Below are 13,587 nucleotides of genomic sequence, written 5' to 3' on the forward strand. Positions count from 1 at the left end.
TGCCTCTGCGCAACCGAGAGGTTATTCCTCATTGCCAGAAGAATTGGAGATTGCATGAGCGAGGACAGCGAGACGATAGCTGCGTCGAATGGCTTTTTCGCCAACCGGTCCCGGCTCCTTCAGTGGTCAGCGCTCATTCTTCTGTCTTCAATCATCGCCGGTGCCATGATCCTGTGGCGCCTGCCGGCTGCCCTCCTTGTGGGGCCGATGCTCGGAGCAATCGCGCTTGGCGGGTGGGGCGGGTCAATCCGCTTTCCAAAAACCGCATTCGGCGCCGCGCAGAGCATGGTTGGACTGCTGATCGGGGGCTCCCTTGAAATGTCGGTCCTGCTGTCCTTCTTCGATATCTGGCCGATTCTCGCCCTTGCCGTCATTGCCACCGTCAGCGCCAGCAGCTTTCTTGGCTGGCTGGTCAGCCGCCTGAAAGTGCTGCCCGGCTCGACAGCGATTTGGGGGTCGGCACCCGGTGCTGCAACCGCCATGGTGCTGATGGCCGGTGCATTTGGCGCCGATCAGCGGCTCGTCGCCTTCATGCAATATCTGCGGGTGATCTTTGTCAGCGTCGGCGCAGCGCTTATCGCGCGCATCTGGGTGGACTTTTCAGGCGAAGAGGTGGCGGCAACCAGCTATTTCCCGGCTTTTGACGGGCTGCCGCTTCTGATAGCCGTGACCATAGGGCTTGCCGGTGCCGCCTTCGGGCGGTTGGTTCGCCTGCCTGCGCCCTATTTCCTCGGCGCTTTTCTCGCCGGTGCCGTCGCGCATCTGGGTTTCGGCCTGCCCGTCGATCTCCCGCCATGGCTTCTTGGCATCTGCTTTACGGTCATTGGCTGGAGGATCGGCCTCGAATTCGATCGGGCGCTCCTGCTTGTGGCGTTGAAGGCTCTGCCGCAGATTGTCCTCTCGATCCTGGCGCTCATGGCATTTTGCGGCGGCGTTGCCTGGTTCCTTCACTGGGAGTGGGGCATTGATCCGCTCACCGCCTATCTCGCCACCAGCCCCGGAGGCATGGATACGGTGGCGGTGATTGCCGCAGCCTCGCCTGACGTGAACATCTCCCTGATCATGGCAGTGCAGCTTGCACGCTTCCTGTTCGTGCTGCTGCTCGGCCCCGCCATCAGTCGCATGGTGGCGGGGACGGTGAAAGCCTGAGCAGCGCTCAGTTCCTGCCCATCTCCAGCCCGCCGGCCTTTTCCACCACATCCTGAACTTCAGGCGAGTAGTCATCCATCTCCTGGATGCGGCGGACCTCGATGGTCTCGTTGGGGGAGCCGGGGCAGCGTTTGGCCCATTCGATGGCCTCTTCACGCGAGTTCACTTCGATGATCCAGTAGCCGCCGATCACTTCCTTGGCCTCGGCAAAGGGTCCGTCAGTGACAACGGGGGAGCCGCTGGCAAAGGAGACGCGTGCGCCGGTGGAAGGCGGATGGAGGCCATTGAGTTCGCGCAGGATGCCAGCCTCTTCCAGTTCCTTGTTATAGGCCATCATGGCCTCGACCGCCTTGGGGTCGAGATCGATTTCGGGGCCTGCCTTCTCGTATCCGGCGGGTATCATCAACATCATGAAGCGCATGTCCGTTCCTTTCGTGTCAGCTCGCTTCGAAAACCAAAGGACGTGCAGCCTACACGCGATCCGACACGGAAGCCGCAGAAAAGGTCACGGCACGGCACGATAGGCATGGGACCAGAAGTCGCGATGCGCTTCCGGGGCGCTCGGCGAAGACATGATCTGCTGGCTGAAGAAGGCGCCGATCAGCCGCTTTTCCGGATCGACATAGGCGGTTGTACCGTATCCGCCATTCCAGCCGTAGCGTCCAGGTGTCATCCATGGATGCACGCGGTCAAGCGTGACGCTCACGCCCAGCCCCCAGCTCGCGCCGCCATCTTCCATGAAGAAGGCCGCATGCGGGTCATTGCGATGCTGCGGCTGAAGCTGATCCCGTGTCATTTCCGCCAGTGAGGCCTCGCTGATCAGCCGCTTTCCCTCATGCACGCCGCCATTCAGCATCAGGCGCTGGAAGGCGAGATAGTCGTCAATCGTGGTGACAAGCCCACCTGCGCCGGATTCCAGCGGTGGCGGGGCGGCAAAATTTATCCCGCGTTCGGGGCCGTATTTTACCGTTTCGCCGGTTCCGGCGGCGAAATCGGGACCATATTGCGGTGGCAGGCGGTCCAGCTTTTCGCGGGGCACCCAGAAGCCGGTGTCGACCATGCCGAGCGGCTCGAAAATGCGCTCTCGCATCACCTCGCCTAGGGAGCGCCCCTCCGCTCGCTCGATGAGGATACCAGCGACATCCAGGCCGTTATTGTATAAAAAGCGTTCGCCGGGATGGGCAGCCAGCGGCAGCTCGCCGAGGCGGGTCATATACTCGTCTGCCGTCAATCTGGGCAGAACCCAGTTCGGTGCAATGCCCGCTTCCTGCATGGCCAATTGGATCGGATAGCGCGGCGGAAATTCCATGATGGCGCCAAGACCGAAGGTCATGGTGAGCAAATGGCGCAGCGTTATCGGACGGTGGGCCGGCTGCGTGTCGTCGAGCTCCCCGTCAATGCTGCGCAGGACACGCGGCTCGGCGAGTTCCGGGAGAAGGTCCTTGACGGGCCCGTCCAGCGAGAGCCTTCCTTCCTCCACCAGCATCATGGCCAGCAAGGCCGTGACCGGCTTGGTGATGGAGGCGACGCGGAAGATGGTGTCGCGTGCCATGGGGCGACCCTCGCCCATCTCGAACGTGCCTGCCGTTGCGACATGCAACTCTCCGTCCTGTTCGATCGCCCAGACTGCGCCCGACATCAGCCGGGCTTCCACATGGCGGTCCATCGCCGCCGCTAGGTGGCGAAGCACGTCTTCATCAAGGCCGGGTTGTCGCATCTCTGCTCCTGCTGAACTTGCTGCTAGGATTCGGCTGGAGGGGATGGTTGCGAGGAGCGCCGCAGAGCCGATGAGAAGGCGGCGCCTGTGCATGATCATGGAAGGGGGCATGGCGAGCCTCCTTGAAGGAAACTGAGGCTGTTTCTCTGACGGCTCAACATCTCGTCCTCCGGTGACCAGACATTCGCGGTTGAAAGAACAGATTGCAGTATGCAACTGGTTGCATCTTGATATTAGTTATCCTATTTTGCAAGCTGTTTCTGGAGGTGCTTGTGAACCAAACTGCGAAGGGCGGCTTAAACCGCCGCTCAGGCTGCCCGATCAATCTCACGCTGGAGGTGCTCGGCGACAAATGGAGCCTGATCGTGCTGCGAGACATGATGTTCGGCAACCGCCGTCACTTTCGCGAGCTGCTGACGAATTCGCAGGAGGGCATTGCTTCCAACATTCTGTCCGACAGGCTGCGCCGGCTTGCCGCTGAAGGCGTTATTACGCGCGAAGGAGATGCAAGCCACAAGCAGAAGGCAATCTACAGCCTGACCGAGATGGGCATTCAGCTCGTCCCCGTCTTCGCGATGGTCGGAGATTGGGGCAGCCGCTGGCTGCCGGTGACGGAAGAGCTTTCCATCCGAGCGACGATACTTTCCGAAGGTGGGCCGGAGCTCTGGGAGGCTTTCATGGAGGATCTCCGCGGCGAGCATCTTGGTAAAGAGATGCCGGATCGGAAGGGGCCTTCAGTGCGCGAACAGCTTCAGGTCGCCTATGAGCGAGTGGTTGCCGCCAAATCCGATCCGGAAGCGCCGGTGTCCAGCGCTTCGTGAATCGCGTCAATGGCTTGCCGGCGAATGCTCCCACGCAGAATCATGATCCTGCAGAGCCATTGCCTGAGGTTGGTCGGCTGCTCGGTATCTCCTTTGGAACGCGCTCTAGACTCCTGAAGGGCGGTTCCCAGCCCCAGGCGTGACAGTCGCTTCGCCCTCCCAAATCAGCGCTCAAGGGGGGCGGTGCGGTTGTTGCTCGCGCTCATTTGTTTCGCGGTTCGGGTATTAGTTGTTCGATTGGTTGCATGTCGCGGGCGTGTCATTCGCGCTTGCACGTTCAATCCCGCTCGGCTATCAAGCTGGCCATGTCCAGGAAAGAACGCAAGAAACTGTCCAGCCCCGTCGCCTTTTTCGGCGCGACGGCGCGTGCGTTCAACTCCAGCCTCCTTCTACTCGGCCTTATCGGCGATCGCCGGGTCCGCTGAAGGGGCGCCTGGCGATCGACATCGCCGCGCCTGGTACAGCTCCTTCTGCCTCAAAATCCGTATGCAAGCCTTGACAGGCGGCAGCTCGCATTGAACCAAATAGCGGCCCGCCGGGAGTAGAAAATGGACGCCAAGATCAACAGCCAGATCGCCAATGCCGGACCGAAGGGCATGGGCGATGCTGCCGTGAAATATCAAGCCTATCCGCAAGTCGACATTCCTGACCGAACCTGGCCATCCAAGCGCATCGAAAAAGCACCGATCTGGTGTTCGGTCGATCTCCGTGACGGCAACCAGGCGCTGATCGATCCGATGGGGCAGGAGCGCAAGGCGCGCATGTTCCAGTTGCTGCTCGACATGGGCTTCAAGGAAATAGAGATCGGTTTTCCCTCCGCCTCGCAGACGGATTTCGATTTCGCCCGCTGGTGCATCGAGCAGGGGGGCGTGCCGGATGACGTATCGCTCCAGGTCCTGGTGCAGTGCCGGCCCGAACTGATCACGCGCACCTTCGAGGCGCTGGAAGGTGCAAAGCGCCCGATCGTCCACTTCTACAATTCCACGAGCGAATTGCAGCGTCGCGTGGTCTTCGGCAAGGATGTCGCCGGCATCAAGCAGATCGCGACCGATGCGGCCAAGATGATCACCGACATGGCCGCCAAGGCGGGCGGTGGCTATCGCTTTGAATATTCGCCGGAAAGTTTCACCGGAACCGAGCTGGAAGTGGCGCTCGAGATCTGCAACGCGGTCATCGAGATCGTGCAGCCGACGCCTGACAACAAGCTGATCATCAACCTGCCCTCCACGGTGGAGATGTCGACGCCCAACATCCATGCCGACCAGATCGAGTGGATGTGCCGCAATCTCGACAATCGCGAGAACCTGATCGTCTCGCTGCATCCGCACAATGACCGTGGAACCGGCATCGCCGCCACTGAGCTCGGCTTGATGGCGGGTGCGGACCGTGTCGAAGGCACCTTGTTTGGAAATGGCGAGCGCACCGGCAATGTCGATCTCGTGACGCTGGCGCTCAACATGTATACGCAGGGCGTCGATCCAATGCTGGACTGCCGTGACATCAATCGCATGAAGGATGTCTACGAATACTGCAACCAGCTCGTCATCCCTGAGCGCCACCCTTATGTCGGCGAACTGGTCTACACGGCATTCTCCGGCTCGCATCAGGACGCGATCAATAAGGGCATGAAGGCGATCAGGGCAGCCAACAAGCCGCTTTGGGAAGTGCCCTATCTGCCGATCGACCCGCAGGATGTGGGTCGCTCCTATGAAGCGATCATCCGCATCAATTCCCAGTCGGGCAAGGGCGGCATCGCCTATGTGCTGCAGGCCGATTACGGCCTGAACCTGCCGCGCAATCTGCAGGTGGAATTCCGCGAGGACATCCAGGACATCACCGACCGCGAAGGCAAGGAACTGCCCGCCTCGCGCATCCACGAACGCTTCCAGGAGCTCTATGTCGAGCAGCCCGGTGCGCGGCTGAAATTTGTCGATCACCAGACCTTCCCCGATGATTCCGCCAAGGGACGCCGTGTGGTGGAAGCGACCATCACGGATGGCGGAGTGGAAAAGACGATCACCGGCTCGGGTACGGGCCCAGTCGATGGCTTCATCGATGCGCTTTCCAAGCATATCGGCATTGACATGACCGTGCTGAACTATTCCGAGCACTCGTTGCAGCAGGGCTCGAATGCGGCAGCAGTCTGCTACATGGAAGTCGAGCATCCCGCGGGCAAACTGTTCGGGGTTGGAATCAACCACAATATCGTGACGGCCTCGCTGGAGGCTGTGGTTTCGGCAGCAAACAGGATCCTTTCGTGACGACAGGCCTCTTCGTCGAAGACAGCGGCGAGGGGGCCATCCCCCTCGTTCTCCTTCATGGGTTTGGCGGCAGCCATCTGGACTGGCGCGAGGTGCAGCAGGCGCTGGGCGAGTTCGTCCGGTGCCTTTCCTATGACCTGCCGGGTCATGGCGGCTCGCTTGACTATCCGGATGCCGGACCGGCCGCGACGGCGGCCCGCGCCGTACTCGATGATCTGCAAGCGCGCGGCATCAGTCGCGTGCACGTCGCGGGCCACTCCTTCGGGGGCGCAGTGGCCGTTCTCATGGCGTTGACGAAGCCCGAAAGCGTCGCCTCGCTCACTCTGTTGGCACCGGGTGGCTTCGGGGAGGAAATCAATTCCGCACTTCTGGCAGAGTTTGCCGCTGCCGATGATGAAGCCGCGCTGGGGCGCTGTCTGCGCCTCATGTCAGGCTTCGAGGCAGAACTGCCTGATCAGTTGGTGAAGGCTGCCAGCGCTTTGCGCCAGAAGCCGGGTCAGGCGGAAAAGCTGCGTGAGATCGCGTCTGTTCTCTCGAAGGACGGCAAGCAAGGGCGACTGCCGCCGCACAAACTATCCAGCCTTGACCTGCCGGTGCGCGTTGTCTGGGGTGATCTCGATACGGTCCTGCCCGTCCGCCATCTCGACAACGTGCCCCCGCATTTTGCCGTGCATCGCTATCGCACGCTCGGCCACATGCTTCCGCATGAGGCTCCGGCCGAAATGGCGCGCATCCTGCGCTACAGCATGGGTTGAGAGGTTACGTCTCGCTTCAATCAGGTTCCGGAGTGGACGAATCCGGAACAAAGCAAGGTGCTTTCCACGTTTAGGCATGTTAACAATGGGTTAACCAATGCCTTTGGCTGGAGAGTTGTAATGAGTGAAGCCGAGCAGAATATCGGTCCGCATGATAATGTGCGCCGCCTGTCGGATGCCATCCGCGACATGAAGAATGCTGCTGCCGATCGCGAGGACGTGGTCGTCGACATGCGCGAGGCAAGTCGCACCCGGCTTGAACTGCTCGCACAGGAGTTGCAGCCGGTATTTGCGGAAGTGCCCGATGATGTGCCGCTGTTCGATTTTTCCATATCCAATGGCGAAAATCCGCGTCTTTGGATCGATGCAGTGGCTCATGTGACAATGGGGCGCGACCGGCGAACCTATCGCTTCTTGCGCGATACGCGTATGGGACGTGTCGTTCTGGCCGAATCGACCCATGCCGGCGAGGTTGCGGACAAGGTCACGCGCTATATTGCCGAACGCATGGTGGAACGTGAACGCATGATCGAAGGCGATGTGGAAGACCTGCCGCGGCATCTGAGCGACGGTGAGACGGAAGAGCAGATGGCTGCGCGACGCCTGCGTGCAAGGAAAAGCCGCAGGCGGGGTCTTCTGACCGGTTTCCTGTTGGTGCTGCTTGGCGCCGTGACCGGTGCGGTCGTGATGGGTTACGTGCTTTCAGAGCAGGTGCCGGGGCTGTCCTTGTTTTAGTTGGGTCATACACCCACAGGTAGTTTTTTTGATTGGCTCTTTTGAACCGAAGTAGTCGCTTAAAATTGCATTTTATTCCAACTCCACGAGTACGCTATTCTGTTTATCAAGGGGTGAGCCAAAGCTGGTCAGGCTTTTTTAACGGCCTGGGAAGCATATTGTTTATACCCGCAAGGGTAGTATTTTCATGAAGTTCATTTCGAGAGTTGCCAATTATGAAAGCTTTGAGCATCACCGCAGCACTATTCATGTTCTGCGGCACCATCCTTGTCTTTTGCAGCACCTATTTCGATCTCATCACGATAAGGCCTGACGGCAGCATAAACGATCGACTCACCGCATTCCTGTTTGCCGGTGGATTGAACATGTTTGCTCTGGGTGCGCTGACGGCGCTTGCACTCATCTGTCTGCAGTTGAAAATCCTTCTGCAGGCCGAATATGCGAGAAAAACGCGCGCAGATCTCCCAACGTCAACCTGATCCCAAAAAAGAGATATCGCTGGAACAGGAACCCGCCACATGCGTCGCGGGAGCGGTTCCAATTCTGTTCTGCATCAAAATTGGTTAGAAGCGCACTTTGCCATGAAAATTCTTATCTTCAACGCCATCTTCTTTCTTGTGCTCGGCATTGTGTTTCTCATCGCGGTTATGCTGATAGGCAGCGAAATTGACAGTGACAATGTTCTGCGCGAGCCCATTCTGCTGATGGAGTTGACCGTTCTCTCCTTCATTGCTGCGGTCTTTTGGGCGTTCCTGGCGGTCGCGACCCGGCTCGTCAGATATGTGCGCGGCTCGCACCACTAAGGGCGCTGGAGGTAAAGCTCTTCGCTGGAAAGCAAAGTCGGCTCGAGCGTGCCTTCGCGTGCGCCGCGGCGGCTATGCCGGATGCTCCAGTTACCCGCTTCACCTTCGATCTCGAAGAGATTGTAGTGAGCAGGGGGCTTGGAGCCGCCATGGGCTTGGCCTGCGGCAGCCACGCCGACAACCGGCACGCTTGTGCTGTCCGGTCCTTCGATATGGTGCACGGTCGGCAGATGTGTGTGGCCGTGCAGCACGAGTTCCGCGCCCACCTTGCGGATCATCTTCTGGAACCGTCGGATGCCATATAGGCGTTTGTGAGCGCCTGTTGCCCCGCGGATGGGCGGGTGGTGGATCATGACCACGCGGAACAGCCCCTTCTCGCCAGCTTCCTCCAGAAGACGCCGGGTGGCCTTGGCCTGCTTCTTGGTGAAATATCCGCTCGCAAGGAAAGGCGCGGTTGCGCGTGCGGAGGATACGCCCACAAGGGCAACAGTCCCGCGTTCACGCACAAAGGGGAACGTGTGCCGATCCTTCGGCGGCTTCTTGCCGTCACCTGCCATATAAGGGCCCCAGGCCTTCACGGCCTTGTCGAGGGCGCCGGGCACATAGGCATCATGATTGCCGGGCACGACCGTAACGTTTTCGGGCGATGACAGACCTTCCAGCCACAGCTTCGCCGCCTCGATCTCCTTGTCGAGCGCAAGGTTCACCAGATCACCGGTCAGGGCCACATGGTCGGGATCCTGCGCCAGCATGTCATCGGTGATGCGGTCGATAATGCCGTGATCAAGGTTCAGCCGGCGGTTGCGTCGCCAGTTGATATAGCCGGTAACCCGCTTGGAGGCGAGTTGGCGGAAGGTGACGTCGGGCAGTGGGCCCAGATGAATGTCGGAAAAATGAGCAAGCTTGAACATTGCATTGGGTGTAGTGCACTGGGATGCTGCTTTCCAGCCCGTAGCACAAACACATGTTATCCGGAGCCACATGCAGAAGCTCAAGATCCGCCTGTTTCACCTCTGGTTCCTGCTTGCGCGCCCCATGACGCTGGGCGTGCGCGGGATCGTTCATGACCGCGGGAGAAACGCGGTGCTCCTGGTGCGCCATACTTATGTCTCGGGCTGGCATCTGCCCGGTGGCGGGGTCGAGGTTGGTGAGCCCATGGAAGAGGCATTGACGCGGGAGCTTGCGGAGGAGGGACGTGTGACGCTCACCGGCAAGCCAAACCTGTGCTCGGTCCATCTCAACAGGCAGGCAAGCAGGCGCGACCATGTCGCAGTCTATCTGATCGAGAATTTCACGGTTGACGGAACGCACCCCGGCGACAGCGAAATCGCCGAGGCGCGTTTCTTTGGGCTCGATGATCTTCCGGATGCGTTAAGCGAGGCAACAAGGCGCCGTCTCGCGGAAGCTTTCAGCGGCGCGGAGATTTCGCCCTACTGGTAGTTCAGGCCGCCCGTTTCAGCCGGTCGCGATCATGCGGGGCATCCAGATGCAGTTCAGGCCCCTTGGGGATGACGCCGGTCGGATTGATCGTGCCGTGGCTGCCGTAATAATGCGCCTTGATATGGTGCATGTTCACAGTCTCTGCCACGCCTTCGATCTGGTACAGCTCGCGCAGATAGTTCGACAGGTTCGGATAGTCGGCGATCCGCCGCAGATTGCATTTGAAGTGCCCGACATAGACTGCATCAAAACGCACCAGTGTCGTGAACAGCCGCCAGTCGGCTTCGGTCAGCTTGTCACCTGCGAGATAGCGCTGGCGTGACAGACGGTCTTCCACCTGGTCCAGCGCGTCGAAGAGCGCGTCGAACGCTTCCTCATAGGCTTCCTGGGTGGTCGCGAAGCCGGCCTTGTAGACGCCGTTGTTGATGTTGTCATAGACGAGCGCATTTATGTCGTCGATCTCTTCGCGCAGCTCTTGCGGGTAGAAGTCGAGCGACGCGTCGCCGAATTCATCAAAGGCGGTGTTGAGCATGCGGATGATTTCAGCAGACTCGTTGGAGACGATCGTCTCGGTCTTCTTGTCCCAGAGCACCGGTACCGTCACGCGGCCCGAATAGTTCGGGTCCGCCTTCGTGTAGATCTGGTGTAGATAGTCGAGACCGTAGAGGTCATCACCTGTCGCACCATCTTCTTCAAGGAACGTCCAGCCGTTTTTGCCCATGAAGTGATGGACAACCGAGACCGAGATCACGTCTTCCAGCTTCTTCAGCTTGCGGAAGATCAGCGTGCGGTGCGCCCAGGGGCAGGCCAGCGAGACGTAAAGGTGATAGCGACCGGCTTCTGCCTTGAAACCACGCTCGCGCCCTTCTGCCGGTGCGCCGTCCGGTGTCACGAAATCGCGGAATTGCGACTTGGACCGCTGGAAGCGCCCCCCGGTCTTGGAGGTATCATACCACTTGTCTTGCCACTTGCCGTCTACGAGCAGGCCCATCGGAATTCTCCTTGTCCATTTCTCATAAACCTAGTCACTGGCCGGTATAAGCCAAGCAATCCTTCTGTGAACGCATCGTTCAGCCGCAGCGAGCGGCCTGTATTTTCAAGTGGACTGCTTCTTCTTTTGGTGCTAGCGGATTTCACCGAATTTTTCAGGGATGGTTCCGACCATGGTCTTCCTGCGGGTGGAGCGACGACGACAGGTGTAAAGGCGCCGGCAGGCGCAGGCTGGCGCATGGCCGGTCGCAACTCCTGTTTCCTCCACCGAAAGACCACCTCCCATGTCACATCTCGACATCGCATATCTGCCTGAAGCGCCGGCGCATGACGCAGAGATCGAACTCATCAATGAAGAAGCTTTCGGTCCGGGCCGTTTTGCCAAGGCCGCCTACAAGATCCGCGAAGGTGGCGGACATGATCGCGCGCTTTCCCATGTCGCAGTCGTCGACGGTCAGGTGATCGCCTCGGTCCGCCTGACACCGATCGCGGCAGGCGAGGGGGAGGCGCTGTTGCTCGGGCCACTTGCCGTGAGACCGGCCTTCAAGAATATGGGCATCGGGCGCAAGCTTGTGGCAATCGCTTTGGAGACCGCGCGCGAAGCGGGTGCGGGTGTGGTGCTTCTGGTCGGCGACCAGCCCTATTACGGCCCCCTTGGCTTCGAGATCGTGCCGCAGGGTCAGATCCGCATGCCGCGCCCAGTCGATGCGCGCCGGCTTCTGGCGGCGGAACTGGTGAAGGGCGCGCTTGCGCGGCTGCAGGGTGATGTCCTTCACGCAAGTCTGGTTCGCAAGCGTGACGGCGCCATGCTTCAGCAGAAGAGAGCAGCGCGCGGATAGGGCGCTACCGCCCCTCGCGCCACCATGTGCTGCCCAACGCCATCAGAAGCAGGGCGAGGCCGAAGAAACCGGCGAACAGTGGTACGCGACGCACGGATTTGAGCACGCTGTCATTTGTCGTCTTCAGGCCCAGCCAGTCGCGACCTGACGCATTCGAGATAGAGTTGCGCACGGGCACGATATTCGGCAGCGAGAGACCCGAAAGCCCGCCTTCGATGCGACGCACGCTTCCACCGCTGGCTTCAGCAACGGGGCGAAGAACCTCTTCGGTTGAAACCGTATCGGCAAATTCGGGCGCATTGACCGGACCGACATGAGCGAGCGCGCTCAAGTCGCCATTCTGTATCTCGTAGAGGCCGATCTCATCGGTCTCCATCTGCCCCTCGAACAATCCCGGTTCGCTTTCGTTCAAGCTCAATTCACGCGTCTCGCCGCCGGGTGTGGTGATGACGGCAGTGGGGGCTTCATCCTCCATTGTCTGGCGACGAACCTCCAGAACCATGCCGCGCCCGTCAGCCGTCAGGCGCTCTTCCTCAAGTTCCGGTTCCTTCATCAGCCAGTGGGCTATGCGCCTGTAGAGCGCGACATGGGGGCCGCCGCCTTCGAAGCCTCGCGCCCAGAGCCAACCCTGGTCGGAGAGGAACATGCCGACGCGCCCTTCGCCGCGACGGTTGAGAACAAGCAGTGGGCGCTCGTCCGGACCTTCCATGACGGATTGCCCGTCCACATCATCGACGCCAATGATGCGGAACCACCGGCTCCACCGCGGCGGTTCGCTGGCGGACCCTTCCAGCCCGCGCGTGACAGGGTGGCGCTGTCCCGTTTCGCTGAGCCGCGGGAAGAAGCCTTCCTCGATGACCTCGCCGCTCGGCAAGGCAGGCAAGGCTCCGATCAGCGGTGTGCGCGCAACGGATTCCTCGCCCGAAAATTCAGGACCTGCCGCAATCAGCAGCGCGCCGCCATTTTCCACATATTCCGCGATATAGTCGTAATAGAGGATCGGCAGCACGTCGCGGTGCTGGTAGCGGTCGAAGATGATGAGATCGAAATCCTCGATCTTTTCCACGAAGAGTTCGCGGGTGGGGAAGGCGATCAGCGAGAGTTCGTTTATGGGTGTGCCGTCCTGCTTTTCCGGTGGGCGCAGGATCGTGAAATGCACGAGATCGACGGAAGCGTCCGACTTCAGCAGATTGCGCCAGGTGCGCTCGCCCGAATGCGGCTCGCCGGAAACGAGAAGCACGCGCAAATTTTCACGGATGCCGTCAACCAGCGCGACAGCGCGGTTGTTCGCATCGGTGAGTTCATCGGGTTCCGGCGCAATGGAAAGCTGGACAATGTTGCGTCCGGCGCGTGGGATGGTGACTTCCAGCGGCATTTCCTGGCCGATACTGGCCTGTTCGATCGCCACCAGCTCTCCATTCACGAAGATCTCGACCTCCACCGGGCCGGTCTCATCACCGCTGGAAAGCACGCGGTAGGTCATCTCCAGCGGCTTGTCGACAATGCCAAAGCGTGGCGCGCGTTCAAACCGGATGCGGCGGTCCTTCTCGTCCTCCTCACCGGTGATGAGGGCGTGCAGCGGACCCGACAACCCGTTAGCGTTCTCGGGCACGTCATGCACCTGGCCATCGGTGATCATGATGGAGCCGGCAACCCGCGAAGGCGGCACGTCGCGCAACAGACCTTCAAGCGCTTCGAAGGCGCGCGTCTGCGTTCGTTCCTGTGCATTGTCGCTGGTGGTCTCTGCCACGCGCAGCTCGAACTGGCCGAAGCGGGAAAGGCGCTCTTTCAGGCCTTCAAGTGCTGCACGCGCGGTCTGCGAACGCTCGCCGATCTCCTGGCTTTGGCTTTGGTCCAGAACAACGGCAACGACGCTCGACAAGGGCTCGCGCTCTTCGTCAAGCAGGACCGGATTGAATAGCGCCAGCGCCAATGCTCCCAGAGCTGCCATGCGCAGCAATGCGCCGCGTTGCCCAAGCACGAGGCCCGCGCCCGCGATCAGAAGGAAAGGCACCAGCACGATGGCCAGCGTGGTGAAGGAGAAAAGCGGCTCGAAGCTGATGGAAAGGTTCATCGC

14 protein-coding genes are annotated in these 13,587 nt (G+C 60.3%); 9 read left to right on the forward strand and 5 right to left on the reverse strand.

All coding sequences use genetic code 11. The features are described from left to right. Positions 1 to 54 precede the first annotated feature (54 nt). On the forward strand, positions 55 to 1,149 hold the full coding sequence (locus EL18_RS02295) for an AbrB family transcriptional regulator (protein ID WP_051913690.1): 1,095 nt from the start codon (positions 55 to 57) through the stop codon (positions 1,147 to 1,149). A 7-nt stretch (positions 1,150 to 1,156) separates the two neighbouring features. Here EL18_RS02295 and EL18_RS02300 read toward each other — a convergent pair whose 3' ends face one another. Continuing rightward, complete coding sequence (locus EL18_RS02300) at positions 1,157 to 1,570, reverse strand: YciI family protein (protein WP_036479362.1); 414 nt, start codon at positions 1,568 to 1,570, stop codon at positions 1,157 to 1,159. A gap of 84 nt (positions 1,571 to 1,654) precedes the next feature. Further along, positions 1,655 to 2,866, reverse strand: coding sequence for a serine hydrolase domain-containing protein (locus EL18_RS02305; protein ID WP_036483785.1), 1,212 nt, complete (start codon positions 2,864 to 2,866; stop codon positions 1,655 to 1,657). Positions 2,867 to 3,138: 272 nt separating this feature from the next. Here EL18_RS02305 and EL18_RS02310 point away from each other — a divergent pair, with 272 nt between their 5' ends. The 6 genes from EL18_RS02310 to EL18_RS02335 all read left to right on the forward strand — a co-directional run bounded on the left by EL18_RS02310 (position 3,139) and on the right by EL18_RS02335 (position 8,241). After that, positions 3,139 to 3,687: a winged helix-turn-helix transcriptional regulator gene (locus tag EL18_RS02310; protein WP_036483788.1), complete on the forward strand. Its 549-nt coding sequence runs from the start codon at positions 3,139 to 3,141 to the stop codon at positions 3,685 to 3,687. Positions 3,688 to 4,235: 548 nt separating this feature from the next. Beyond that, complete coding sequence (leuA, locus tag EL18_RS02315; RefSeq protein ID WP_036479364.1) at positions 4,236 to 5,948, forward strand: 2-isopropylmalate synthase; 1,713 nt, start codon at positions 4,236 to 4,238, stop codon at positions 5,946 to 5,948. Continuing rightward, positions 5,945 to 6,703, forward strand: a complete 759-nt coding sequence (locus tag EL18_RS02320; protein WP_036479366.1) for an alpha/beta fold hydrolase — start codon at positions 5,945 to 5,947, stop codon at positions 6,701 to 6,703. Before leuA ends, EL18_RS02320 begins: the two co-directional genes overlap by 4 nt. Before the next feature lie 120 nt (positions 6,704 to 6,823). Beyond that, a complete protein-coding gene (locus EL18_RS02325; protein ID WP_036479368.1) occupies positions 6,824 to 7,438 on the forward strand; it encodes a hypothetical protein in 615 nt (204 codons plus the stop codon). 215 nt (positions 7,439 to 7,653) lie between these two features. Continuing rightward, positions 7,654 to 7,917 (forward strand): hypothetical protein, encoded by a 264-nt coding sequence (locus EL18_RS02330; RefSeq protein WP_036479370.1) that lies wholly within the window; start codon positions 7,654 to 7,656, stop codon positions 7,915 to 7,917. 39 nt (positions 7,918 to 7,956) lie between these two features. Next, complete coding sequence (locus EL18_RS02335) at positions 7,957 to 8,241, forward strand: DUF3955 domain-containing protein (protein WP_081871067.1); 285 nt, start codon at positions 7,957 to 7,959, stop codon at positions 8,239 to 8,241. On the opposite strand, the gene EL18_RS02340 is transcribed toward EL18_RS02335, so the two are convergent. Further along, entirely contained in the window at positions 8,238 to 9,152 is a 915-nt protein-coding gene (locus EL18_RS02340; protein WP_036479374.1) for a metallophosphoesterase family protein, read from the reverse strand. The genes EL18_RS02335 and EL18_RS02340 overlap by 4 nt on opposite strands. A gap of 70 nt (positions 9,153 to 9,222) precedes the next feature. On the opposite strand from EL18_RS02340, the gene EL18_RS02345 reads away from it, so the two are divergent. Continuing rightward, the gene (locus EL18_RS02345) at positions 9,223 to 9,681 is read left to right on the forward strand and encodes an NUDIX domain-containing protein (RefSeq protein WP_051913694.1); all 459 of its coding nucleotides are present in this window, start codon (positions 9,223 to 9,225) and stop codon (positions 9,679 to 9,681) included. Position 9,682: 1 nt separating this feature from the next. On the opposite strand, the gene EL18_RS02350 is transcribed toward EL18_RS02345, so the two are convergent. Further along, positions 9,683 to 10,672: a glutathione S-transferase family protein gene (locus EL18_RS02350; protein WP_036479376.1), complete on the reverse strand. Its 990-nt coding sequence runs from the start codon at positions 10,670 to 10,672 to the stop codon at positions 9,683 to 9,685. A gap of 283 nt (positions 10,673 to 10,955) precedes the next feature. On the opposite strand from EL18_RS02350, the gene EL18_RS02355 reads away from it, so the two are divergent. Continuing rightward, a complete protein-coding gene (locus EL18_RS02355; RefSeq protein ID WP_036479378.1) occupies positions 10,956 to 11,510 on the forward strand; it encodes a GNAT family N-acetyltransferase in 555 nt (184 codons plus the stop codon). A gap of 4 nt (positions 11,511 to 11,514) precedes the next feature. Here the strand turns inward: EL18_RS02355 and EL18_RS02360 are convergent, their stop codons facing one another. After that, positions 11,515 to 13,584 carry a membrane protein gene (locus EL18_RS02360; RefSeq protein ID WP_036479381.1) on the reverse strand — a complete coding sequence of 690 codons (2,070 nt, stop codon included), beginning with the start codon at positions 13,582 to 13,584 and terminating at the stop codon, positions 11,515 to 11,517. Between the last annotated feature and the right edge of the window lie 3 nt (positions 13,585 to 13,587).

It is taken from the genome of Nitratireductor basaltis (assembly GCF_000733725.1).
Taxonomy (GTDB): domain Bacteria; phylum Pseudomonadota; class Alphaproteobacteria; order Rhizobiales; family Rhizobiaceae; genus Chelativorans; species Chelativorans basaltis.

Coding starts and splice junctions, on each gene's coding strand:
- EL18_RS02295 (WP_051913690.1), top strand. CDS start 55: ATGAGCGAGGACAGCGAGACGATAGCTGCGTCGAATGGCTTTTTCGCC.
- EL18_RS02300 (WP_036479362.1), bottom strand. CDS start 1,570: ATGCGCTTCATGATGTTGATGATACCCGCCGGATACGAGAAGGCAGGC.
- EL18_RS02305 (WP_036483785.1), bottom strand. CDS start 2,866: ATGCGACAACCCGGCCTTGATGAAGACGTGCTTCGCCACCTAGCGGCG.
- leuA (WP_036479364.1), top strand. CDS start 4,236: ATGGACGCCAAGATCAACAGCCAGATCGCCAATGCCGGACCGAAGGGC.
- EL18_RS02325 (WP_036479368.1), top strand. CDS start 6,824: ATGAGTGAAGCCGAGCAGAATATCGGTCCGCATGATAATGTGCGCCGC.
- EL18_RS02330 (WP_036479370.1), top strand. CDS start 7,654: ATGAAAGCTTTGAGCATCACCGCAGCACTATTCATGTTCTGCGGCACC.
- EL18_RS02335 (WP_081871067.1), top strand. CDS start 7,957: ATGCGTCGCGGGAGCGGTTCCAATTCTGTTCTGCATCAAAATTGGTTA.
- EL18_RS02340 (WP_036479374.1), bottom strand. CDS start 9,152: ATGTTCAAGCTTGCTCATTTTTCCGACATTCATCTGGGCCCACTGCCC.
- EL18_RS02345 (WP_051913694.1), top strand. CDS start 9,223: ATGCAGAAGCTCAAGATCCGCCTGTTTCACCTCTGGTTCCTGCTTGCG.
- EL18_RS02350 (WP_036479376.1), bottom strand. CDS start 10,672: ATGGGCCTGCTCGTAGACGGCAAGTGGCAAGACAAGTGGTATGATACC.
- EL18_RS02355 (WP_036479378.1), top strand. CDS start 10,956: ATGTCACATCTCGACATCGCATATCTGCCTGAAGCGCCGGCGCATGAC.
- EL18_RS02360 (WP_036479381.1), bottom strand. CDS start 13,584: ATGAACCTTTCCATCAGCTTCGAGCCGCTTTTCTCCTTCACCACGCTG.